The sequence below is a fragment of the Psychrobacter sp. 2Y5 genome (genome assembly GCF_051847375.1).
Classification (GTDB): domain Bacteria; phylum Pseudomonadota; class Gammaproteobacteria; order Pseudomonadales; family Moraxellaceae; genus Psychrobacter.
In genome coordinates, this window is record NZ_JBPYDA010000004.1 from 281,820 (window position 1) to 303,067 (window position 21,248).

General features: G+C 42.3%; 19 protein-coding genes and 1 pseudogene. 6 read left to right on the forward strand and 14 right to left on the reverse strand.

The features are described from left to right. Nucleotides 1-120: 120 nt before the first annotated feature. The 6 genes and pseudogenes from ACS8E3_RS06320 to lgt form a co-directional block, all read right to left on the reverse strand. Nucleotides 121-633 (reverse strand): hypothetical protein, encoded by a 513-nt coding sequence (locus ACS8E3_RS06320; RefSeq protein WP_439242350.1) that lies wholly within the window; start codon nt 631-633, stop codon nt 121-123. Then, nucleotides 630-2,738, reverse strand: coding sequence for a site-specific integrase (locus ACS8E3_RS06325; protein WP_298810269.1), 2,109 nt, complete (start codon nt 2,736-2,738; stop codon nt 630-632). Before ACS8E3_RS06325 ends, ACS8E3_RS06320 begins: the two co-directional genes overlap by 4 nt. Beyond that, nucleotides 2,738-5,605, reverse strand: coding sequence for a site-specific integrase (locus ACS8E3_RS06330; RefSeq protein ID WP_439242352.1), 2,868 nt, complete (start codon nt 5,603-5,605; stop codon nt 2,738-2,740). Before ACS8E3_RS06330 ends, ACS8E3_RS06325 begins: the two co-directional genes overlap by 1 nt. Continuing rightward, complete coding sequence (locus ACS8E3_RS06335) at nt 5,602-6,837, reverse strand: tyrosine-type recombinase/integrase (protein WP_439242354.1); 1,236 nt, start codon at nt 6,835-6,837, stop codon at nt 5,602-5,604. Before ACS8E3_RS06335 ends, ACS8E3_RS06330 begins: the two co-directional genes overlap by 4 nt. A gap of 99 nt (nt 6,838-6,936) precedes the next feature. Further along, a pseudogene (gene thyA / locus ACS8E3_RS06340) lies at nt 6,937-7,569 on the reverse strand (thymidylate synthase); the annotation flags it as partial. Nucleotides 7,570-7,624: 55 nt separating this feature from the next. Continuing rightward, on the reverse strand, nt 7,625-8,509 hold the full coding sequence (lgt, locus tag ACS8E3_RS06345) for a prolipoprotein diacylglyceryl transferase (protein ID WP_439242356.1): 885 nt from the start codon (nt 8,507-8,509) through the stop codon (nt 7,625-7,627). Between the two features lie 285 nt (nt 8,510-8,794). On the opposite strand from lgt, the gene ACS8E3_RS06350 reads away from it, so the two are divergent. Both ACS8E3_RS06350 and ACS8E3_RS06355 read left to right on the forward strand, forming a co-directional pair. After that, a complete protein-coding gene (locus ACS8E3_RS06350) occupies nt 8,795-10,426 on the forward strand; it encodes a mucoidy inhibitor MuiA family protein (RefSeq protein WP_439242358.1) in 1,632 nt (543 codons plus the stop codon). A 138-nt stretch (nt 10,427-10,564) separates the two neighbouring features. After that, nucleotides 10,565-11,434: an NRDE family protein gene (locus tag ACS8E3_RS06355; protein WP_439242360.1), complete on the forward strand. Its 870-nt coding sequence runs from the start codon at nt 10,565-10,567 to the stop codon at nt 11,432-11,434. Between the two features lie 169 nt (nt 11,435-11,603). Here ACS8E3_RS06355 and ACS8E3_RS06360 read toward each other — a convergent pair whose 3' ends face one another. Next, nucleotides 11,604-12,125, reverse strand: coding sequence for an RNA pyrophosphohydrolase (locus tag ACS8E3_RS06360; protein WP_201603726.1), 522 nt, complete (start codon nt 12,123-12,125; stop codon nt 11,604-11,606). A gap of 379 nt (nt 12,126-12,504) precedes the next feature. On the opposite strand from ACS8E3_RS06360, the gene ACS8E3_RS06365 reads away from it, so the two are divergent. Together ACS8E3_RS06365 and ACS8E3_RS06370 are read left to right on the forward strand one after the other, a co-directional pair. After that, on the forward strand, nt 12,505-12,918 hold the full coding sequence (locus ACS8E3_RS06365) for an OsmC family protein (protein WP_439242362.1): 414 nt from the start codon (nt 12,505-12,507) through the stop codon (nt 12,916-12,918). Between the two features lie 15 nt (nt 12,919-12,933). After that, nucleotides 12,934-13,359: an MAPEG family protein gene (locus ACS8E3_RS06370; protein ID WP_439242364.1), complete on the forward strand. Its 426-nt coding sequence runs from the start codon at nt 12,934-12,936 to the stop codon at nt 13,357-13,359. Between the two features lie 117 nt (nt 13,360-13,476). On the opposite strand, the gene ACS8E3_RS06375 is transcribed toward ACS8E3_RS06370, so the two are convergent. The 7 genes from ACS8E3_RS06375 to ACS8E3_RS06405 form a co-directional block, all read right to left on the reverse strand. Next, a complete protein-coding gene (locus ACS8E3_RS06375; protein WP_439242366.1) occupies nt 13,477-14,478 on the reverse strand; it encodes a tRNA dihydrouridine synthase in 1,002 nt (333 codons plus the stop codon). Nucleotides 14,479-14,733: 255 nt separating this feature from the next. After that, on the reverse strand, nt 14,734-16,230 hold the full coding sequence (locus tag ACS8E3_RS06380) for a UvrD-helicase domain-containing protein (RefSeq protein ID WP_439242368.1): 1,497 nt from the start codon (nt 16,228-16,230) through the stop codon (nt 14,734-14,736). 253 nt (nt 16,231-16,483) lie between these two features. Then, nucleotides 16,484-17,221: a twin-arginine translocase subunit TatC gene (gene tatC, locus ACS8E3_RS06385; protein ID WP_439242419.1), complete on the reverse strand. Its 738-nt coding sequence runs from the start codon at nt 17,219-17,221 to the stop codon at nt 16,484-16,486. A gap of 122 nt (nt 17,222-17,343) precedes the next feature. Further along, nucleotides 17,344-18,027 carry a Sec-independent protein translocase protein TatB gene (gene tatB, locus ACS8E3_RS06390; RefSeq protein WP_439242370.1) on the reverse strand — a complete coding sequence of 228 codons (684 nt, stop codon included), beginning with the start codon at nt 18,025-18,027 and terminating at the stop codon, nt 17,344-17,346. A gap of 75 nt (nt 18,028-18,102) precedes the next feature. Then, entirely contained in the window at nt 18,103-18,384 is a 282-nt protein-coding gene (gene tatA / locus ACS8E3_RS06395; RefSeq protein WP_439242372.1) for a Sec-independent protein translocase subunit TatA, read from the reverse strand. A gap of 250 nt (nt 18,385-18,634) precedes the next feature. Beyond that, nucleotides 18,635-19,474: a bifunctional phosphoribosyl-AMP cyclohydrolase/phosphoribosyl-ATP diphosphatase HisIE gene (gene hisIE, locus ACS8E3_RS06400; RefSeq protein WP_439242374.1), complete on the reverse strand. Its 840-nt coding sequence runs from the start codon at nt 19,472-19,474 to the stop codon at nt 18,635-18,637. Between the two features lie 133 nt (nt 19,475-19,607). Beyond that, nucleotides 19,608-20,060, reverse strand: a complete 453-nt coding sequence (locus ACS8E3_RS06405) for an acyl-CoA thioesterase (protein ID WP_439242376.1) — start codon at nt 20,058-20,060, stop codon at nt 19,608-19,610. 432 nt (nt 20,061-20,492) lie between these two features. On the opposite strand from ACS8E3_RS06405, the gene rpmI reads away from it, so the two are divergent. Next, nucleotides 20,493-20,690, forward strand: coding sequence for a 50S ribosomal protein L35 (rpmI, locus tag ACS8E3_RS06410; RefSeq protein ID WP_439242378.1), 198 nt, complete (start codon nt 20,493-20,495; stop codon nt 20,688-20,690). Between the two features lie 52 nt (nt 20,691-20,742). Next, nucleotides 20,743-21,099: a 50S ribosomal protein L20 gene (gene rplT, locus ACS8E3_RS06415; RefSeq protein WP_439242380.1), complete on the forward strand. Its 357-nt coding sequence runs from the start codon at nt 20,743-20,745 to the stop codon at nt 21,097-21,099. Nucleotides 21,100-21,248 lie beyond the last annotated feature (149 nt).

The following is a 21,248-nucleotide window of genomic DNA, read 5'->3' on the forward strand; positions in this document are numbered from 1 at the left end:
TTCTATTAGGCACAAAGTATTAATATGTGTGATTTATGCTTATTAGCTAAGCTCTCGCTAGCTTTTAAGCAAGAGGAAATTAAAATTATGCTCTCTATAGAATAGATGATTTTTGACAGACTAATGCATAAGCTGTTTCGATTTTGTATCTTCTAAAACTAACATTTTTCTCAATTTCTCAATTTCTTGTCTGGCTTCTGATAGGGACCTCTTATCTGTGTCAGATAGTGCTTTATAGTAATCTCGTGACTCTCTCATTTTTTGTAACCGTTTATCTGAGTGCTCAGCGATCTTTTTTGTATCTTGATATTCATTAAACCAGTAGATAACCTCACTTTGTGCTCGACTTAGCTTTGCTTCTAGCGCATTTTTTACATCTTTAATGCTTAAACGTACTTGTTCTTCAAGCGATTTCTCTTTAGTTTTTCGGGCTTCTCTAATCTGTTTTAGCTTTTGGCCAGGCCAAACTCGGTTTGAGATGGTGTTCCGATGAATACCAGTCATTTCTGAAAGTTGTGCTACAGTGACTTTCAACCTCTTATTGCATTTAATGTCCGATAATGCTTTTTCCAATAGTAATGTATTTGCGTCATAGTCGTCTCTATTTTTCTGGTCATAAGCTTCATTACTCATAGTTCGACTTCCTCACCAAGACTTTCCAGTACCATTTTAGCCTCGTTCATTGCCGCTAAAATTTGATCACGATTTTGCGAGTATTCTGGTTTATTTAAATTAGCCTTATTTAATGTGTAAACTTCACGCCATTTAGGAGCATGTTTAATAGTTACAACGGCTTGTTTACACCGAGCTGGGTTACAGCGTAGTGAACCAATACATGGCAAACTTGAATCATACTCTTCCTGTCTATTACCATAGCAAAGCCCCTGTCCCATGTAGACAACGGCGACCCCTTGATCTACCATTGCTTCATACACTTCATCTTCCGTATAACCTTCAGCCATATAGCCATTAAATGTCTTGGTTAGACCTTTTTTATGCTCCTTCGCCTTTCCACCATAATATATACCGTTTGGATTATGTGCAGTCTTAATAGCCTCTAATTCAGCTGCTCGGCGCAGTGATTTCTTATCACCTTTTCGATTCCCATCTTTTGAAAGCATATCACCTATATCACCATACCCCAGTGTTACTAATGAGGTAGAGCCAGTAGAGGTGTAATTATAGACACTGTCCACAAAATGTTTTAATTGAAACGATATCAGAGGTAGACCAACTTCAGCTCTGAATAGTTGATATGTTAGGGTGTGTCTTAACATATATGGATTAAATTTTATTTCATTAGCAACGTTTTTGCCTAATAGTTGGCTAATAAAATTATTCATTTGATGTGCAATACCCTTACTATCCATTGACTGTGGGGAGCTACCAGGTTTAACAGTATCTACATTAGAAACTAAATAAGGTGAAACTTTAATTTTTGAAATATACGAAGCTGCTAATATTGCATCTTTAACAATTGGTATAGCTACCCACTTATCGTCGAATAAACCCGTACTAACTTCATCTTTATGTTTTTTGACAGTACTTTCAATAAGCCAAACGCCATCACTTTGAACCAAGCACGAACAATTCTGAACTCTTACTTCTGATAATTCAGATGGTCTCATACCTGTATACTGACCTACTAAATATGTGCATGCGTACGTTACGAGGTTGAAGTATTCTCTAAGATTATCTAACTTATAACCACGTTTTTTCAATGCTTTACGTAAAGTCAGTCCACCCATAACATTAGAATCTTTGTTGAGCATCCAATTATAGGATTCCACCATATTTGTAACGAAACTCGCAGAATAACCTTTAGTTCCTAGTCTAATAGCAATATAAGCATTTAAGATTTCGTGGGTTACTCTTTCTTGGTTTGCCCATGATAGATGGTTGCTTGTATCAAATCTTTCTAAGGAGTTAGAGTCAGATATTTTTGCTGAAGCCCCTATAGCACTTAAAAAGTCAACTATGATAAAGGAAGCCATTTTCGATAAAGACTCAAAGACCAAGTCTGGTAACACTTGATCTTTCTTTTCTTTATCAATATTAGCTCTTTTCTTCCATTTCAGGCTATTCAACTCTACATAGGCAATAGGCTTTTCAAATACATACTTAACAGAAGCTGGACTGCGCAGGTATGTGAAAAACTTATCTAGCGCTACATCTTTTACACGATCATAGTTTTCAGCAGCTCTGGAATACAGTTCGGGTGTTATGTCGGAGAATGTCTGGATTTTTTCTTGAACAAACTCATAACCTAGCTCATGAGAAGCTTGTTTAAATATTTCATTAATAAATGTTAAACCCCTTTCAAAAGATGTAATTAAGGAGTTAGCTTTCAATGTTTTTTTTGATCGACCTTTACCTTCTTTTTTCTGAACTTTGAAAATTGAATTGTTGAGCAAGGCTAACTCAAATATAATTTTTATTTCTGTTAAGACAAATACTGGAATCGCTGTATATTTTGAAAAATTAATGCGTAGCTTTGCACCCTGAACATTCCTTGCAGCATTAGGGTAGTCTTTATTAAAGTTCCAAACGCAGTCAGAAAATTTCGATAATTTTGATACGGGTTTGTCCATAAGAGACGTCATATACTCTACATCATCTGTATGCTTATGCCGAAGACTCTCATTTTTCTGATCTATAACAGGACTTAAGGCATTTAAGATATAGAGACGATGTTCTACAAAACCTGTTAACACATTTAGTCTTGTTTCATAATCCATTAAATAACTCCATCAACCAATGTTGTTGTTTCAACGTACTCTGCTAAACGTTGCCCATTCTCTAAATCCTCTGAGGAAAAGTCAGATAGCTCTGGATCTGTAATGCCTTTTATTAGTTCCATATTCTCTGAAATGACATGTCCATAGGGTGTATCCATGACACGTGTGTGCTCTATTAAGAGTGTGTAGTCGCGCTTCATTGCAAAAATTTCAGGAAGGTGTTTTGCTGTAATAATGACATTATCACAACCTAAACATTTATTATATTGTGAACATGGAGTGCCTGGAGTATAGGACGCTAGGTTCTTTACAAAGTCTGGCGGGTCGAAAATATTTCTGCATTCAGCCAATGGGGTATGAAAGGTTACTATTAATTCATCATTAATTTTAGTTTCTATAACTTCTGACAGCTCCTCATTCTGTTTATTAAGAGTCGATTGATGTATTTCTTTTAATTTATCATTTATCTTTATTCTACTTATCGAGTTCAAATCAAAAGAATCCAGATAACCAATAGTTGTTTGAATTGACGAGTGTCCCAACATGAGCTGAATTTCACGTAGAGTTACGCCATTTTCAAGCATCTCACTAACAAAGGTTGGTCTAAACCGACTTATTGTAATAGTTAGCGGCTCTCCTACGTCATTTTTTAAATCATATTTCTCAGCAAACCTAGACAAACTATCTCCCAATGCTTTTGCATTTCTGTTTTCATTTCCTAATATTGGAGATACCCTGCCGTGCTTTTTTGTACTATCTGACTGATAGATGAACAACCTATCTTTAAAAACCTCATCTTCAATGTCCTGTCGAAAACTACTCGTCAATCGGACTAATTCTTCAAAAATATTTTTTACTGACTTAGCTTGAGATGATGTAAGCCATGTTAGTTCTGCATTAAAAAGGTCAAGGTGGTATTCTTTATGACCATCAGACCGTTCTTTCCAATATCTAAGACAAGGCCGTGATGTTGCTGGGTGGGAGTCTATGTAATCATTCATGTTAAGAGAAAGTAAAGAATCTGTATTTAAACCAGTAATTTGAGCAAGTCTTAAAATGTAAGGCGTTAGTGTATCCACGTTTACCATTGGAATAACCCCCCATTCGTTGTATGTCTCTATCAAACCCTTATCTGAATCCTTAATTATTCTTAAAAAAGACTTCTCAATAGGTGACTTAGCTGTATTGTTATGAACTGGCTTACACATTAAGAGGTTTTCAAAGAGCCAACGCGCATTCTCTAATGTCGAGAGACCTCTTATGACCGAATTTTTTTCGTCCAGAGGATTTTTACCTATACCTGTTTTTTCATAAGGTATGAGAGCTGCTCTAGATTCACATAGTCCTTTTTCGATAGCATCTAATACTTGGACTCGCTCGTTCGTTGTAAATGGCTTTTTTGCATCTGTTTCTCTACTTGTGGCAAAGCCATCTATATCGAAAAAAGTATACTCCATATCACGTACTTGGGTCAGTCTATACAGTGTTTTGCGTACTGAACTCAGAACTGTATTTGCATGATGACTTGATATGTCTTTGCTTATTATTTTTTTCTCTAAATATTTTCGATATCTAGATAGAGTATGTTCATCAAAAACTGCCACTATTTTTAGAGGGGCAGTTCCATGCAGCTCAGATAGAAAACTAATAAATAAATTACTCGCGACTCTATAATTTTTCCTGCCTGATTCTGAAGGAATCGACTTGCACTGTGAAGCAAACAGTTGCTCAACCTGAATAAACGGTTCTAGTTTTGAAGGAACGAAAAAGTCATCAGCAGTGCTTAACTCTCTTGCTGCCAGTCTATGAAAACGTTCTATCTGACTTTCACTATGATTTTTTCTATTTATGTTCGCTTCGCTTGTTCTTTCAGCAACGCTTTTATAATTTGGATCAATAATTTCAAGTTTTTCAAGATCTTTGTGAATGAAGTCCCAAGCATCTTTAACAGCATTAAAGTATAAGGAAGATATTTTTATAGGAAATTGTCCCAATGGCATTTTCCCAACTGAAATCTTATTACCAAAAATAGGTAATGTATGCTTTTCTTTTTTAGATAACTGTCTGTACCAATTCAGTAGCTTCCTTCTGCTTTCGATGCCAGCAGCTTCATAGCTCCCATCTGGTATTACTAGAATCCCTTCTTTGATCATCTTTTCGATCAAAGGGTTCGTAAGCTCTCTGTATTTATGTGCCATAGGGTATGAAATTCCTACTGCATTTTGTATATATTTTACGGAGACACTAAAACCTAAAAGGTTTTTAGCCTTGCTAATGGGTATTTCCCACAGTGTTTCTACATCTGTGACTGTTCTTGATACCCACTCTAAGATAGCAGATGCTTCGTCTCTAATAGGACGCTTTCTTGACTCGACTTTATTAAAACCGGCACTTATAATTCCCAGTCTACAGAGATCTTCATGAATCTCATCGATTGTTTTTGCTACCAATTCATATTGAGTTGCTAAAACATTCCAGTAGTCCTGCTCGTGTCCTATTGATTTGAAGCAAACGTTGTTTATAGATTTAGTCAAACGAGGAAGGTTTTTCTTATCACTAAAACTTAAATTGCTATACCAATATAATATTCTCTGTCGAGTTATATTCTCTCTACTAGAAGCTCCTTTTACGACAACCTTCATCTCAGCCATTTTCTCTATCAATGGAACGGTGAGGTGCTTTCGTCTATCAGCTTCATTGACCGTGATAGATGTCTCTTTCGCTAAAAATTTAGATGTGATATTGACGCCCCAAGGATCCTTGAAATGGCTGCTAAGTGGTAAGGATAAGAGTTGGTTTGGACTCTTTAATAAGCCCTCTACCCATGTACTTACCAATTGATCAGTGGCTATTCCGTCCTTTTTCATTTGATATCCTTAATGCCAATTTTCAATTGTGTACTTTTACTCAAGCGTCTCATTTTTTCCGCTCTAGTTAGTAAGTCGCCATTTTTATCACATATACTATTGTAAATTTCCTGAGGAATACTGGTATACATTTGGGTGGTACTGAGGTGGTTATGACCTAAGTTTTTTTGTACGATAACGAGCCGATCTAGGTAGTCGGATCCTAGATCATTGGATTGTAATATTGCGTAGGCATTACCATGTCGAAGCTTGTGAGGAGAGATTATTCTATTGAGGTGACCTTTCTTTATCGCCCGCTTGCTGAGGCGCTCAAGTAATTTGTTGATCGCGCTACGTGTATAAGGAGTACCTTTAGCATTAAAAAATGCTGGGGTTTTATCTGGACTTTCATATTTGCGAGCATGTTTTTTATACAACGGAGACGCATGATATTTCTGTATGCGTTTAATAGTTGCTGAACTAACTAACGTCCATCGCGGTTTGATTTGATTTCCACGTCCTTTGCTACCTTTAATGGCTAAAGGTACATAGTCTGCATGAATAGGTTGGTCGGAATCTGCTGAAATAAACTTTTCAGAGTTAAAGGTGATAGTATCTTTAAAGTCTTTGAGAGTAACCCTGATCAGCTCTGAACGTCGCACACCAGAATCATATAAAAACTGAAGTAGTACTCTTTCTCGTTCTGATTGAGTAGATTTAATCAATATGACGAGATCGTCAAGAGTGCATGAAATAATTGGTGTACGTTTCGGTACTTTTGAAAGATATCCATTATTATACGGATTATCTTCTCTAAGTGGTTGACGGTCTTCCGTACGACTGCAGAGGAAGTTAATGAAAGCGTATATTGCTCCGTCACGATTTCTAACAGTAGCTGAACTTCTACGCTCTTCACTACTTAAGAAAGTAAAGTATTCCTGAATTACATATCCTGGGACTGTAATGAATACTTCATCAGTTTCATCATCGTTATATTCTGGACGACTACGGATATACTCTAAGAAGTAAGTTAGATTTTTGCCATATGTATTTGCTGTTCCATAGGCAATCTTTTCATGCTTGAATTGATATGATAAATACTCAGAGATAATAGGAAGGATTTTACCACTATCATCAAATACGCCAACCCCATTCACTTTGACTTTCTGATCTAATGATAAGTCTGGTATTTCATTAGTTACACAAGACTTTGATAAGTCTAATTCTTTATTGGAACAAATCTTAATATCCATACTATAGGCCACATTAATACATAGATTAAATTGTATAACATATTATGCATGACCTGATCTTTGCTATAGATATAGAGAAAAGGGATGTTTCTAGGCTGCTAATAATTCATACTGTGAATTACCATTATGGGGGAATAATATGAAAAAGTCGGCTGAGCGCTGATAGAGCTGGCAGGAGAGTTTATTATCAGCGACAAAGAACTGAAACAGTGTATGACAAGGCGGCAAGGCGACTTGATTGGCCTCGCTTGGATTCCAACCAGAGACGATGAGACGTCTGGAATTGGGATTGGTTTTTATCTGTTCAACTACTTCTGCAATCTGATCGACGCCGTCATCATTATAAGCACTGTTATTACTGTCATTAGTGTTTTTAGTTGCGCCATAATTACGCCACTGATGACCATAGACAGGACCTAAGTCGCCCGCCGGACGGTTAAATCGCGCGGTTTGCTCGGCGGTGGCCCACTCGTTCCAAATGCGTACGTTATTTTGCTGCAAATAATCGACATGAGTGCTACCGCTTAAAAACCACAGTAGCTCGTAAACGATAGATTTGAGGTGTACTTTTTTGGTGGTCAGTAAGGGAAAGCCCTCTGCCAAGTCAAAACGCAATTGTGCGCCGAAATGACTTAAGGTACCGGTACCCGTGCGATCGCCTTTTTCAGTACCGTGAGCTAACACGTACTGGAGTAAATCGAGATAAGCTTGTTCGTTTTTACTAGTAATCATGGTCTGCAACTTCAATATTCAATAACAACTAAGTTTATTTAATGTCTGATATCGCCTAATAAGCGGCTTGTCTACCCCAATCATAAATGTCACGTTTATAAGCATAAATAATGAGCACGATACCGATAATAATCATCGGGGCGCTTAATATTTGTCCTTTGGTGACCCAGCCTAAGAGGATAAAGCCTTGATCGGCATCAGGCTGACGGAAGAACTCGACGATAAAGCGACTAAAGCCGTAACCAAGCATAAACACGCCTGTGACAGCCATACGTGGACGCGGCTTTGAGGAGTACCACCACAGTAGTAAAAATAGCAGCAGTCCTTCGGTCAACGCTTGATAGAGCTGCGAGGGATGGCGCGGCAGTAAATATTGACCGCCCACCTCAGTCGCCAATTGCTGCAAAGCCGGATTGGTCTGCATTAGCTGGGCATCAAAGGCTGCCGCTTGCGGGAAGTAAGTGAGCCAGTTATAGCCGCCGTCAGAGACACGGCCCCACAGCTCGCCATTGATATAGTTACCAATACGCCCGAACAATAAGCCCGTTGGCACGCAAGGCACGATAAAATCGAGCACTTGAAAAGGGGTTTTTTTATATTTTCGCGCAAAATAAAGCATGCCCAAAGCGACGCCAATGAGGCCACCATGAAAGGACATGCCGCCTTCCCAAACCCTAAACAAGTAGGCCGGGTTTTGTAGTAATTCGCCAAATTGATAGAACAGCACGTAACCGATACGGCCGCCTAAAATAACACCGAGTGCGCCAAAGAACACTAAATCCGAAACCATATCCGTCGACCAAGCTTCGCGTTTGGTACTGCGATACCAAGCAAGCCCAAAGGCTGCGGCAAAAGCAAGCAAGTACATCAAACCATACCAGTGCACTTCGATGGGGCCGAGCGCTAACGCTACAGGATCATACTGAGGATGAATGTTCATAAAAAGTCATAATTTTGAGGATAAGATGCTGCTCATGATAGCAAATTTAGCTGCCACGAACACTAATTTTGCTTCGTGATGCTAAGTGGTAATCAAAGGGTATGACGCTAATAAAATACTGTCAGTAAAGAAGCTACTCGCTGTCGACATAATCACTATCAAAATATCAGCGAAGGCGAACAGTACAAAGTTATAAGATAGTAATGGCTGATAAAAAGCGCTAAGATAAAATCAAACGAGATTTGAGCGATTTATTGCAAAAATAAGATAAGACTAAGGAAAGCCATGAAAATCTATCAGTCAAATAGAGCCATGCTGACTCAGCAAAGACTAGGCACAATACCAAGCTCGGTATTTGTGCTAACAGCGTTGGGCTTCTTGCTGCACCCTATCAGTGCTCAAGCGGCTGAAAGTGGCATTGAGCAAATCACTATTTATCAAGGTTTGGCTAGCGTCACGCGTACGCTGCCGATTGCTGGTAGCGGTGAGCAAACGTTAGTGTTTTCTTGCTTGTCGCCTTATCTTGATCAAGATAGCTTAAGCGTACAAGCGCTTGGCGACGTCAATGTCGGTGAAGTCAGTATCGAGACTTTAAGCGGTGAGCAAGCTCAACTGTGCCAGTATCAAGGCGATGCTAAGGTGAAAACACAGCAAAATAATTTGGCTAGTATCAAAGCCGATTTGGACGCGGCGCGTTTAGCCAAAGCCTATCTACAAAACATGACCAAAGTCAGCCAAATTAGTATCGATGGCACTTTGGCAAGCAATGCTCGCGAGTTAGAGACGCAGGCTGCTGCTATCAATAAAAGAATCCTTGAGATTGAGCAGCAGCAAGCCCGCGCGCAAGATGCACTCAATCAGCTAATGGCTGATAGCAGCACGACCACGCAAAATAGCGTCACTCAAGTCAGCGTACGTACCGCTAGCCGTACGCCAAATACTCTTAAGCTGCACTATCAAGTGCGCGGTGCGAGCTGGCAGCCGACTTATCAAGCACGGCTCAATACCGATACCAAGCAACTCAGTATCACCGCCTCGGCCATTATCGCGCAGCAAACCGGCGAGAACTGGCAAAACGTGCCTTTGATACTTAGCTCGGTTAATCCCAATCAAAATGCGACGGGCCAGCTGCCTTATGTACAGCGCTTATCTTTGTACGACGAGCAGCAGCAAGCTAAAGTCGCAAGATACGCGCAGCCGATGATGGAAGCGCCGGTAGTCGTGGTTTCAGCAGATGAAAGCGCTGGGGCAATGGCAAATATGGCGCCGCTACCGAGCTTTGCGGTCAGTCAACAAAACAAAAACGGCATTACCGAATATCGCTTGCCGCAGCGCATCAGTATTCCAAGTGATGGCAGGCATGTGCGCACCGTCATCGATGAGCAGGCAGGCACCAGTAAGCTGTGGATTCGAAGTACGCCAAGTGCGGAGCTGGCAGGCTATTGGTATGCGTCCGCGCCGTTCTTGACTCCGGCTTGGGTGGATGGCTCTCTGCAACTGTACCGTGATGATAATTATATCGGGCGAACGCGTTATAGTTATCAGTTGCTAAAAGAGCAAAGTATTGGCTTTGGCATTGATAATAATATGCTGGTTAAACAACTGGTCGATGAAGATAAACAAGGCGAGAAAGGCGCGTTTAATCGCACCCAAACGTTAACTAAAACCGAGGCTTATCAGTTTACTAATAAGCATAATAAAACGGTGAATCTAAAAGTATTAGGTAGCGAACCTATCAGTCGCGATGATAACTTAAAAGTTACCGTCACTCATACACCGCCAGTTAGCGTCCATGATTGGAATAGCAATCAAGGGGTCGTCGCTTGGGACTTTAATTTAGCGCCTCAGCAATCACAAGTGCTGCAGACGACTTCGCAAGTGAGCTATCCGGCTAATAAAGAATTGGTTAAGAATTAAATAATAACTAAAATGAGTCATCGTAGACTGGGTTTTTAACCCAGCATTATATTTTTATAAAACCTTAGCGTTGAATCAAAAAGCTAGCCTATAACAATGGCATTAAATTGTTAAGAGGAAACAGAACAAAGGAAAACTATGTGTATTGTCGCTATCGCTTGGCAGCTGTTTGATGAGCTGCCATTAGTATTATTATCCAATCGTGATGAGTTCTTAGCGCGTCCTACCGAGTCGCTACACCAGTGGTCAGATCAGCCTATTTATGCTGGCCGCGACAGCCAAAGCGGGGGCACTTGGTTAGGCATTCATCAGCAAGAGCGTCAACAGCAGAGTCAACAACAGAGTCAACAACAGCAAAAGCAGTCTACCGAAGACAATCAAAACCTTCTCCATCAGCAAAACGGACGCTGGGCGGCGGTATTGAACTTTCGCGATGGCGTACAAGCAAGAGTAGATGAGCGTTCGCGCGGCGAATTAGTGACCAGTTTTTTGACCAGTCAACTCAGCCCAATGGCTTTTGCACGGCAGATTGAGCTGCAAGACTATGCAGGCTTTAATCTAATCGTTGGTGATAGGCAGCAAGCGGTTATCGTCAATAACCGTGGCCATGCGCCAACCGCTTTGCATGCGGGATTGCATGTTTTCTCAAATGGACAGCCTAATGAGGGTTGGTTCAAAACCGAAAAGCTACGCGGGCGCTTGCGTCAAGAAGTCCTACCGCTAATCGCTGAGGATAGCTCGCTTAAGTATTGGCAAGCGGCTGCGCTTAATGCGATGTCGGATAACACCTCAGCGCCTGAGGAAGCGCTGCCGAAAACAGGCGTACCAAAAGCTATAGAGCAAGCCTTATCGTCTGTGTATATCGACGCGGTCGCTTTGAGTAATGCTGATACGCCGATGCCAAGTTATGGCACGCGTACGCAAAGTATTTTGACTTTGCGCGGTGAAGATAAGTCAGCAGTAAAAGCGCAGCTGATTAGCCGTGAAACGGATAATGTTAAGTGTTAGGTAGCGAGCATTCCACGCAATATTGTGACGTTATACAGGTTACAGGGGCTGAAAAATGGAGCTATGCTTTATTAGGCTTGCCAGAAAAATAGCTACAGACATAAAAATGCTCGCTGTCATATCTGATGTTTTAGATATGACAGCGAGCATCTTTCATTGACGTGAGCGTCTATTCCATCAATAAATGATTGTTTTGTTCCGGAATAATCAGCTCTTGTCTAAGGGGTAACTCGCGTACCAGCTCTTGCAAAGCACGGCGATAGACCCCGCGTTTAAAGTGAATCACTTGTCCGAGCGGATACCAGTAGCTGACCCATTGCCAATGGTCAAATTCAGGTTTTCCCTCATCAAAGCGAATGTGTTGAGTATTCGGCTCATCTAAGCGTAGCAAAAACCATTTTTGTTTTTGCCCAATACATAAAGGATACTGCCCATGGCGCACGTAGCGCTTTGGCAAGCGATAGCGTAACCAATCTTGAGTGACTGCCAATAAGTCGACATGGCGCGGATGCAGCCCGACCTCTTCCCAGAGTTCGCGGTACATCGCATCCATTGGCGTCTCGCCGCGGTCGATACCGCCTTGCGGAAACTGCCAAGCGTTGTGTCCGATACGCTTTGCCCACAGTACTTGCCCTTGTGTATTTGCCAAGATGATGCCGACATTGGCGCGAAAGCCGTCTGCATCTATCATGACTTAACCTTTTAATTTATCTAAAAATAACTTATTGCCAAGCGACATTCGATAGCCAACATAATTATTATAAGGTAGTGACTATCGTTGCCAAATTAGAATAAGTTTTATTACCCTTATTAAAACAAGAAATGGTCAAAATGTGTAACGATAATTTGCTATAAAATGTTTCACAAATTTAACGATTTAAAATCAATACCTTAAAATACAACTTTTGTTAAATAATGATAAGGCGGTAAATAACCAGACTTGCTCACTTAGGCTCAAGCAGGCTTTAAGTTTATGATTCTAGACAAACCCTAGATGAAACTAATGCTAAACTAGTGCTACACTAACGGCATAAATCAGTACCGTAAATTAATAATATTAGGATAAGAAGATGGCAGAATCAAAAGCGAGCGTCACTTGGCAAGAGAATAAAGCTTTTATGGGCGTAGCGCCATCAGGGCATAACATTCAGATCGACGCTGATAAAGAGAAGGGCGCAAGCCCCATGGAGCTAGTACTACTAGGGCTTGGCGGCTGTGCCAGCTACGACGTGGTATCTATCTTACAAAAATCGCGGCAAGAGGTGCAGGATGTACGCTGCGAGCTGACTGCACAGCGGGCGGAAACTATCCCAGCAGTATATACAGATATCCACCTACATTTTGTGGTTAGCGGACAAGATATCGCTGAAAAACAGGTTGAAAAAGCCATTAAACTATCCGCTGATAAGTACTGCTCAGCCAGTCGTATGCTAGTAGATGGCGGCGTTAACATCACCCATGATTTTGTCATAACGACAGGCTAAGGGGCAGATGGTTAGATGATTTACCTCTTTGGTTTTATCCCTGATACTGCCGCTGCCGCAATATGGGCAATGGTAGTTGCCAGTTTACTACCGCTACTGATGGCAATAATGGCCAAGGTTTTAGGCGGCTTTGGTCTCTCGGATAACGCCCATCCGCGAGATTTTTTGCGGCAGACTACAGGTGCTTCGGCGCGGGCGAATGCCGCTCAGCAAAACAGCTATGAGACGCTACCGGTATTTTTGGCAGCGGTTATTGTCGCGATGCTGTTCTTTGTACCACAGCCCATTATTAATACCTTAGCTTGGCTATATGTGATTATCCGTATCGGTTACTGCGTGGCTTATATTACCAACTTAGCGACTTTTCGCTCTATCCTTTGGGCGCTATCGATGGCCTGTCCGCTGATGTTGTTTTATCTAGCGATTCGAATTAGCGCTTAAGCTCAGCGTTTGGCTGTTTGACAGTTTGGCTGTTAAGGCCAAATACTAAGCACTAAGTGCTAAAGCGCCAAGGATTAAAAGTAGCATTTGATGACAACTTTGATTTTGCATTCCTTATTAGCTACTCGCTTGTAAAGCGGTGATGATAGCCGCTTTATCTTTCTCCCTTTTAATCTCATTCCAGAGGCTTTGTGCTTCAGGATAGCCTTTGGTCAGCATACCCAGCCACTGCTTATAACGTCCGACTAGCACCACATCATTTTTTGCTTCGCCTTGCAAAAACTTAATTTGATGAGTGATTAAGTCTGACCAAAGTAGTGTCGATGTTTTCAACGATTCGTCCTTAGCTACATCTATTTTATTCACTTGCGCAATTAAATCCGGCCGGGTCACCGCCCCGCGTCCTAGCATCAGATGTTTCGTGCCTGATTGCCTGATACATAACTGCGCTTGCTCACTGTTCCAAATCTCCCCATTAGCAATCACTGGTATATCTAGACTATTAAAGCCTTGAATCTTTTCCCAATAAGCAGGCGGCTTATAGCCTTGGGTTTTCGTGCGGGCATGAATGGTTAGCCAATCGGCGCCACTAGCTGCGATAGCGCCTCGAATGTCATCCATACGGCTGGTATCGGTATAGCCCAAACGTATCTTTGCTGAGACTGGAGTATCACTAGGCACTGCTTTTCTGACTGCACTGATAATCTTAAACATGACTTCAGGCTCATCGAGTAGCACGGAACCGCCACGATGACTGTTAACGGTCTTGGCGGGACAACCAAAGTTAATATCGATAGCCGGCGCACCAAGCGCGCAAGCAAAGGCAGCATTTTCCGCCATCAACTGCGCTTCGCTACCAAGCAGCTGAATATGAATAGGCGTACCGGAAGCAGTCTTGGCATTATGATGCAGCTCTGGCACATATTTATAAAACACATGCGCAGGCAAGACGGTTTGGGTGACCCGTATAAACTCGCTAACGGACCAATCATAGGGACGACCCAAATCGGCGGCAATCTGCGTCAAGATCTGCCGCATCAAAGGATCGGTTAAGCCCTCCATCGGTGCTAACAGACGGACGGGATTATTAAATAAGTGATTAAATAGTTTATTGGACATAGTATAAGGATTTAAAGTTTTAGCTCTTTTCAATAGGTGGGTTACGCTTCGCTAACCACATCCAATATCGAAAAATTGGAGCCAAGTCAATTATACACAACATTCATAGGAGTTCGCGTAGGCTGGAGCTTTAGCCCAACAAACCCTTATGCAAAATTAAAATGTTGATTGATAAATACCAAGTTTGAAGTCTAGTCACAACGTCTATGAGTTCAATGTACATAAAAATTGCGAATTTCAAAATAAATTAGCAAACTAATTGCCAAAAATAACCTTCTTGCCCGACTGCAAACCTGAAATCAGTGGCCCAATATTAGCAATATCTAAGTTGCTTTGCGCGCGGGTACAAGCGACATAAAGTAAGCGTAGCTCTTCTGGACTAATCTTAATACCGTTGGTGGTGACATCATAATAGAAGTCATCGTCCAACTGTACTTTTCCCCACTCAAGCCCTTTGGCTTTATGCGCGGTTGAAATGACATAGTCGGCGTTCTCGATGCGGGTTAAGCTATTTACCGCGCGCGTCAAGACGCTAGTGCCGTGATCATCGACCAGCTTGACTAAGGTTTTTAGATCGCTACCCTCAGAAGTTTCTGAATACTCTTGTACATCCGACCAATTATAAAAATACGCCAGCTCTGGTACGCCATAAGCGGACTTGCCATTTTTGAGATTTTCTGCCGCTTGGCAGAATTTTAGCATACGCTCGGTATCGGCTTGTAGCGCGACGCGGTGACCTAACTTTAGGCCAGTCAATAACTGCACCATCGCCGCGGCATTAGTACGACAAAGGATGGCATCTTTTTTACTATGTATCAGGCCTTTCTCAGTAGAAGAATGCTTGTTTGGATTGCCTTTGAGAGGTACATCCTCTTGTAGCGCTTTGAGGAGAGTATTAGCCACTTCTGCGATAGGTTCGCCGAAGCGAAACGACTGCGTTAATAAGGTTTGCGGTAGCGGTAGTTTTTTCATCGCATTGACCGCGCCGCGCCACTCATAGATCTGCTGATGGGCGTCGCCAACATAGATAACTTGCTTTGATTGCTGGGTCAGGATACCCATCATCAAAGGATCAGCATCCTGCGCTTCATCAAATAAGATAAAGTCTGCTGGAATATTTGGCTTCGATAGCGCCCACAGCTTAAGATAAATATCATGCCCAATACCGGCAGGATGACGCGCGTCAATCGACTGTAGCCAGCGCTGCTCGACCGCTGGATAGAGCATCTCTCGTAGCTGCTCAGCGTCAGTATCATCGAGCCAGTTCGGGAAGGCAAGATGCCTAGGTGCCGGGTAGCTAGCATGGGTGCTACAAAAATTACTAACCGCGTCACTGACAAATCTGGCGAGTCGTGCTGGCGTTAAAGTGATATATTTATTCGAGCCTTCTATTTGCCGACGTACTTGCACCGGCTGCAAACCTAGATCATCGCCCAAGCGTTTCGGAGAAAAGCGCGGCAAAGATAACTTAGCGGTAATATCTCGCGGTACATGACGATAGGCGAGCGAATGAAAGGTCCGGCAGTCGACATGTCCTGGAAACTTGGCGCGTGCATCATTAGCAATGGCTTTGTTAAAGGCTAAATACAAGCCGCGTCCGCGTAGCCGCTCGCCGATGAGCTTAAGGGTCGTAGTCTTACCCGCGCCGGCATAAGCCACCACCTTAAACGACTTATGATCCATCGCCATATTGAGCGCGGCAAGCTGCTCATCGGTAGGGTCACTCATATAAGCGGGCATAGATGCGGACATAAAAAACTACCTAAATATAAAGACAGAGTAAAATAAAAGGCACGGGGCTAAAAAAAGCCACTGCGTAAACAATGGCTCATTAGAAAAGAACAGACGCGAAGAGAAGCGCTTTCTTGATTAGATAAAACAGGCAAATAAACGTTGATTTTAGCAGATTTGATCTCTCTTTATGATCAAACGTTTGCTATAAGCAGTCATCGTCTCACAACGCTCTAATCATTTCATAAAAGTATTTATTTCGCTTTGGCTTTTGTTAACGATCTGAATGGTCAGTGATTAGATCTTCTTTTTTCTCTTTAAGTAAAATCTTAGCTAGAAATAAGCCTAACTCAAACAATAACCACATCGGAAACGCAAGCATCAGCATCGACACGCCATCCGGCGGTGTCACGACTGCGGATATAGCAAAACAGCCAACAATGATATAACGGCGTTTATCCTCTAAGCTTTGAATGGAGACAATACCGACCAATATCAACAGCAAAGTCACCACTGGAATCTCAAAAGTCAGTCCAAACACCATAAATAATTTCAGTGCAAAGCTCAGATAACTATCGATATCGGTCATCGGCAACACGTTTTGTGGTGCAAAAACGATAAAGAATTTAAGTACACCTTTGAGGACGATAAAATAAGCAAAAGCCACGCCAGCATAAAAAAGAATGATCGATGACAACAGTACCGGAATAGCAACTTTTTTCTCTTTTTTGTACAGCCCGGGCGCGACAAAGGACCAAATTTGATAAAGAATATAAGGCATGGCAAAAAAGGCCGCCACAAATATAGTCAAGCGAATCGGCGCCATAAAGTTAGAAGTGATATCGGTGGCGATCATTGTCGAATTAGCGGGCAGCTGCGCTACCAGTGGATCAGACAAAAAGTCATAAAGCTCCCGTGAGAAACCAACCAACGCTAAAAATATAATCAATACCGCGACGCAGATCTTGATGAGATGCCGACGCAGCTCAATCAAATGCTCAGTGATGGGCATGTCTGCAAGAGACCCTAATAAATCATCGGTTTTATCATCGTTATCGCCAGCGGAAGAGGCGCTATCTACTGAATCCTCGTGAGCTATTTTTTCTTGCCGGCTCTTTTGTCTTTTAAATAATTTCATAGATTCGCCTTTCCATTATGAGGCATTGAATTGCCCTCATCGGTTTGGCTATAGAGCAAAGTATCGGCTTTATAATTCGGCAAATAGGGCGGAGCAGGGAGACGGCGCGCTTGATCATAAGCACCTAGACGAAACCACATGTTTTCCCAAGGCTGCGTCAGAGTCGGCTGGCTAAGATCGCTATGGGATAAATCGTCTACCGCTTCAGGATTAGCAGCGCTACTCCCGTCTTGATAGCCGTAACCATAACTGGAGCCTGCAGACTGGACTGGCTTGGAGTCAGTATCACGGTTATCAGGAGTGCTTGGATTATCAAGGGAGCTTTTATTGTCAAAGGAGCTTTCAGGGCTTTTGGAGTTAGTAGCGTTAGCTTCTGCGCCTTTTAGACTGTGATTCTGTGCCGACTCAAACTCTTGCATGCTCCCGCGCATCTCAGCCATCTCGCGACGCATTTGTGCTTCTGTCTCACGAATTTTGGCCATCTCTTTTTGCATCTGCTGGCGGGTTTCTGCCAGATCAAGCTCAGCCTCTATTTCAGACTGTAGTGTTGAGACAGTACGGCGAATCTTGGCATACCATTGGCCAGCAGTCCGCGCCGCTTGTGGCAGCTTTTCTGGGCCAAGCACGATTAAGGCAATAACGCCGAATAAGAGTAATTCTGAAAATCCGATATCAAACATAAGGCCTGAGCATCACTATCTATAGAGCAGGTAAAAATAACCGCCGCAGCGGCTGATACTAACTACTCTGTCGAACTAAACTTTATGTTGATCATCGCTTGCAGCAGGACTGATTTCAATATCATCAACTTTGGTGCCGTGCGTTTTGTTAGCACTACTCTTGGGGGACACGCCAGCTTCATGATCGAGTACGCGGTGTTTATTAGCATGTTCGGCTTCTTCATCCTTGACCGCTTCTTTAAAGCCTTTGACCGCGCCGCCTAGATCTTTACCGGCATTTCTAAGCTTAGAGGTACCGAATACGACTACGACGACGACCAAGAGAATGAGCCAATGCGTAATGGAAAAACTACCCATAACGTTATCCTTATCACTTAATATGCTGAGTTTATTGATTGTTATATTGACGAGTATACTGAGACGCTAGCAAACTCACAATGATAATCATCAAAGTAAAATAACAAAGTACAATAATAATCTTAAGTATAACAAGGCGCTATTATAACCTCCCTAAGGTTTTTTGGGTAAAAACAATGAGTGAAGTGTTCAACACCACTGTCGCTGACAGGGTTAAACGAATCCTTGCTATAAAACCCATAGCTCATGCCTAGCGAGCGTTTTTCTCATCAATACCCGAAAGACCAAAACGCCGTCCCAACTCATCGAGTACGGCTTTAGACTCAATATCGAACCAAGCCAGACCAATTAAACTATGAAACCAGACATCGGCCACTTCGTAAATAAACTCATGACGCGCCGCATCGTAAGCTTCTTTGTCTACTTGCGCGTCACTACTGGCCAAATCTTTGGCAGCAATAATGCTCTCGGTCGCTTCTTCGCCTACTTTTTCTAATATCTTATTGAGACCTTTTGCGTAGAGGCTTGCAACATAAGAGCTATCACTATCTGCCTGCTTACGGGCAATGAGCACTTGATCGAGCTGCTGCAAAATGGAGTCTTCAGCTCGCGGGCTTTGGTGATTTTTATGAGACAAATCAGTGTCCGTTTCACTCGCAGCGTCTGTAACATTATGACTTTTAGGGTTCGCACTATAAATATCGGCAGGGTCTTTCAATATCGGATCCACCGCTTGCCAAGTGGGCTCTGAGCCAGACAAGTCCAAGCGCTGATAAAAGCAAGACTCACGGCCGGTATGGCAGGCGATACTGCCCACTTGGGTAACGCTAAGCACGATGACATCGGCGTCACAGTCTAAATGAATATCGTGTACGTGCTGCGTATGCCCTGAGGTCTCGCCTTTATGCCACAGCTGATTACGAGAGCGCGAAAAATAGACCGCCGTTTGTGTTTGCGCGGTCAGTTGCAGCGCTTCGCTATTCATCCATGCCATCATCAAGATACGTCCTGATTGATGGTCTTGCGCGATCGCTGGGATGAGTCCATCGGAGTTAAAAGTTATAGCAGTGAGCCAAGCCGGTACAGTCATAGTATCTCTAGCGTCTGATAAGAAGAGGGAAGGGCGGTGGATTAGTATTAAACTAGACAGATAATACTATACAGGTCGCTTAAATGCGATACGATAATAGGGAAAACAATAAGAAAAAGCACAAAGGTAGGGCTTAGGCGTTAGCCTGTTTACACTGATCGAGAGCTTGTTTGATCGTCTTGTTCAGCGTCGTTACTTTGCCCGAGCGATAATCATAATTGACAAAATGCTGGCGTGATTTGGCCACCAAAGAGCCGTCATCCATGCGCGTGACCTTAATATTGATATCGCAGCCTTTAGTAGATAACTGCTGTACGCCTACCTCAAATAACAGCGCTTCACGCGTGCGCACCATACTAAAAAGGTTCAATTGCATATCAACGATGATGAGACCTTGGTAATCGGCATGAATCTGTTGGATACCTTTGGCGTATAAGAACCTTTCTCGAGTCTCAGACAATAGATGAGCTAGAGACTCTGGCGTCAAAAAATTACCGACACCAATCTCATTATTTCTCACCCGCATGACCGTCTCAAAGACGAACACAGTATCATCGAAGACTAGCTCTCGGTCTGTTGGTATCATCGATAGTATCTCCCAAAAGGATGCTTTAAAAGGTAGAGGCTTGGAAATGCCTACGCTGAATCATTGATGCTACGTATTAATATAGGAATCTATATAGAAGCTTGTATTGTTAGAGAACAATATATTCAAATATATGAATACATTACTATTTAAGCATAGCAGTAGGCTGATTTCAATATATTTGGTGGTGAGCGGTAGCATTGTGCGCTAAAAGGATAAATAAGGCGCTCTTAAGGAAAATTCACTCCTATAAAAACGTTTAACTATTTAGACCTGAAAATTTAAACTTTGATTGGCAAATTAGTAGTGAGTCTGCTAAAATAGCGCCTCCCACCTCGAGGCAAATGGTTGAATGATGAGCGAATTTTTATTAATCGCTGATAACAATCGTTTGACGACCAGGTTCTATCAAAGACAAAGAGGCAACTCATCATGAAAGTTAAGATGAAAACTAGAAGCGGCGCCGCAAAACGCTTCAAAAAAACAGCGAATGGCTTCAAGCGCAAGCAAGCCTTCAAAAGCCATATTTTGACCAAGAAATCTCCTAAGCGTATTCGCCAATTACGTGGTCTAAAGATGGTGGACAAATCTGACGAAGCAGCAGTTCGTCGTATGTGCCCATACATCTAATCGATCATTGCAATTTATCGCTTACTATATCTAAAGAATCTTGGAGTAAATTATGGCCCGTGTAAAACGTGGTGTACAGGCAAATCGCCGTCACAAAAAAATCCTAAAACGTGCAAAAGGCTACTACGGTGCCCGCTCACGTGTTTATCGTGTAGCAGTACAAGCCGTAACGAAAGCGGGTCAATACGCTTATCGTGACCGCCGCAACAAGAAACGTACTTTCCGTCGTCTATGGATCGCACGTATCAATGCTGGCGCACGTTTAAACGGTTTAAGCTACAGCCGCTTTATCAACGGTATGAAAAAAGCTAACATCGATATCGATCGTCGCGTTCTAGCTGACATCGCTATGCATGATGCAGCTACTTTTAGCGTATTAGTTGAAAAAGCGAAAGCAGAATTGGCTTAAGTATTAGCTACCCTTAGACTTTATCGTTAAGCGTTTAAGGGCAAGTTGATAACTATGATTAGGTCAATATAAAAGAAGCTACCGCTAGTCGGTGGCTTTTTTTATATCTTTGTCTCGTCCTCAAACAGGCATAGAGTTGACGATAGCTA

What these genes read in the sequence shown, in the direction of transcription:
- ACS8E3_RS06355 (WP_439242360.1), top strand. Translation starts at nt 10,565, where the DNA reads ATGTGTATTGTCGCTATCGCTTGGCAGCTGTTTGATGAGCTGCCATTA.
- ACS8E3_RS06405 (WP_439242376.1), bottom strand. Translation starts at nt 20,060, where the DNA reads ATGATACCAACAGACCGAGAGCTAGTCTTCGATGATACTGTGTTCGTC.
- ACS8E3_RS06350 (WP_439242358.1), top strand. Translation starts at nt 8,795, where the DNA reads ATGAAAATCTATCAGTCAAATAGAGCCATGCTGACTCAGCAAAGACTA.
- ACS8E3_RS06320 (WP_439242350.1), bottom strand. Translation starts at nt 633, where the DNA reads ATGAGTAATGAAGCTTATGACCAGAAAAATAGAGACGACTATGACGCA.
- ACS8E3_RS06325 (WP_298810269.1), bottom strand. Translation starts at nt 2,738, where the DNA reads ATGGATTATGAAACAAGACTAAATGTGTTAACAGGTTTTGTAGAACAT.
- rpmI (WP_439242378.1), top strand. Translation starts at nt 20,493, where the DNA reads ATGAAAGTTAAGATGAAAACTAGAAGCGGCGCCGCAAAACGCTTCAAA.
- ACS8E3_RS06380 (WP_439242368.1), bottom strand. Translation starts at nt 16,230, where the DNA reads ATGTCCGCATCTATGCCCGCTTATATGAGTGACCCTACCGATGAGCAG.
- ACS8E3_RS06360 (WP_201603726.1), bottom strand. Translation starts at nt 12,125, where the DNA reads ATGATAGATGCAGACGGCTTTCGCGCCAATGTCGGCATCATCTTGGCA.
- ACS8E3_RS06375 (WP_439242366.1), bottom strand. Translation starts at nt 14,478, where the DNA reads ATGTCCAATAAACTATTTAATCACTTATTTAATAATCCCGTCCGTCTG.
- rplT (WP_439242380.1), top strand. Translation starts at nt 20,743, where the DNA reads ATGGCCCGTGTAAAACGTGGTGTACAGGCAAATCGCCGTCACAAAAAA.
- tatC (WP_439242419.1), bottom strand. Translation starts at nt 17,221, where the DNA reads ATGCCCATCACTGAGCATTTGATTGAGCTGCGTCGGCATCTCATCAAG.
- tatB (WP_439242370.1), bottom strand. Translation starts at nt 18,027, where the DNA reads ATGTTTGATATCGGATTTTCAGAATTACTCTTATTCGGCGTTATTGCC.
- hisIE (WP_439242374.1), bottom strand. Translation starts at nt 19,474, where the DNA reads ATGACTGTACCGGCTTGGCTCACTGCTATAACTTTTAACTCCGATGGA.
- ACS8E3_RS06365 (WP_439242362.1), top strand. Translation starts at nt 12,505, where the DNA reads ATGGCAGAATCAAAAGCGAGCGTCACTTGGCAAGAGAATAAAGCTTTT.
- tatA (WP_439242372.1), bottom strand. Translation starts at nt 18,384, where the DNA reads ATGGGTAGTTTTTCCATTACGCATTGGCTCATTCTCTTGGTCGTCGTC.
- ACS8E3_RS06330 (WP_439242352.1), bottom strand. Translation starts at nt 5,605, where the DNA reads ATGAAAAAGGACGGAATAGCCACTGATCAATTGGTAAGTACATGGGTA.
- ACS8E3_RS06370 (WP_439242364.1), top strand. Translation starts at nt 12,934, where the DNA reads ATGATTTACCTCTTTGGTTTTATCCCTGATACTGCCGCTGCCGCAATA.
- ACS8E3_RS06335 (WP_439242354.1), bottom strand. Translation starts at nt 6,837, where the DNA reads ATGGATATTAAGATTTGTTCCAATAAAGAATTAGACTTATCAAAGTCT.
- lgt (WP_439242356.1), bottom strand. Translation starts at nt 8,509, where the DNA reads ATGAACATTCATCCTCAGTATGATCCTGTAGCGTTAGCGCTCGGCCCC.